Genomic DNA, 1,455 nt, shown 5'->3' on the forward strand with positions numbered 1-1,455 from the left:
GACTTCTCGAATCCCTCGACGACTCCGACCGGCTTGATCCCGAGGTCCACCAGGGTTGCGGGCGAGTAGAAGTCGACGGAGACGATGCGCTGCGGCTCCGCCGGGACCTCGACCTCGCCGGCGATGTCGGTGACCGTGCGGGTCTTGGCGCCCGAGGCATTCCCGGATTCCGTACCGCCGGCCGAGCAGGCGCTCATGATCAGCACTGCGGCGGCGCTCGCGGCGGCCGTCGCGAGGAAACCGCGTCTCGGCCGGGATTTCCGGGTGGTGCGGGGTGTCATCGGACTCCTTCGGGGACCCCGAACGGCGGTCCGAGGACCAGCCAATTCGGGCTTAGGGCAGGCTTACCTAAGTAAGGTAGCCCAGTTCCCGTCAGGGTATGGCGACACCCTGTTCCGGTTTCACGACACGGTGGATTCCGGTTTCACGACCCGGTCGGCCGGGGGGCGCCCGGCCTTCGGCGCGGCTTCGTCCAGACCGCTCACCGACCGGAAGTACGCGGCGGGCGTATGGCCGGTGACCTGGCGGAAGAGATCGATGAAGGTGCTCGGATTGGCATAGCCGAGCCGTCGGGAGACGGCCACCACCGGCTTGCCCGCCGCGATGTCGATGAGAGCGGACCGCACCCGGACGAGAATGCGCCACTGGGTGAGGCTCACACCGGTGTCCCGCTGGAACCAGCGCATCAGGGTGCGACCGCTCAGCCCCAGTTCCCTCGCCCACTCCTCCGTCGTCCGGTCGTCCGCCGGGTCGGCGATGATCCGTTCGGCGACCGAGCGCAGCTCCGGGGTCTTGGGCAGGGGGATGTCGAGCGAGGCCGCCTGGACCGGTTTGATGAGATCCACCCCGACCCGCTGGAGCCGCAGCCGTTCCTCGCCGGGCATCGCCTCCCGCTGATTGTGGAGCAGGATCTCGCGCAGCAGCCGGCTCAGCGGGATCCCCGTCACGGTGTGCCAGGCGGTGCTGGTCAGTTCCGGGTTGAGGAAGGTCGCGTAGGTGACCGTGTCCGCACTCGCCCTGACCCGGTGCGGCAGTCCCGCGGGCAGCCAGATCCCCAGCGCGGGCGGCACGAGCCAGACGTGCCCGGCGGCCTCGACCGTCACATTTCCCGTACTGGACCAGAGCAGCTCGGGCTCCGGGTGGGACATCATCTCCCACTCCGTCGGAGCGGCCGCGGTGAAGGTGTCCGTGGTGAGCAGCCAGGGGTCCTCGACCCGGCGTTCCCCGCTGGGGACGTACGCGGTCCACTCATCGGGTTCCAGGGTGGGCGCCCCCCACAGACGCAGGGCGGACGCCCGCTGTCGCTTTACCGTCATGGCGTCAGACCATAACTGATTGTGTCGCGCGCTCCCCCGGCGTCCCCCTCAGGGCGGTGACCGCTCCGGTATCCCTCCCCGCTCCCCCGCCGTCCGGACCGGCACCGGCCCGCCCGGCGCCGCGGTGCCGCGGTGCCGC

Annotated in this window: 1 protein-coding gene and 1 pseudogene; both read right to left on the reverse strand. The window is 70.4% G+C overall.

The annotated features are described in order from the left end of the window. Positions 1–281: pseudogene (locus tag ACWF94_RS40405) on the reverse strand (ABC transporter substrate-binding protein); the annotation flags it as partial. A 120-nt stretch (positions 282–401) separates the two neighbouring features. After that, a complete protein-coding gene (locus tag ACWF94_RS40410) occupies positions 402–1,316 on the reverse strand; it encodes an AraC family transcriptional regulator (RefSeq protein WP_453500273.1) in 915 nt (304 codons plus the stop codon). Positions 1,317–1,455: the final 139 nt, after the last annotated feature.

The sequence above is a fragment of the Streptomyces sp. NPDC055078 genome (genome assembly GCF_053607985.1).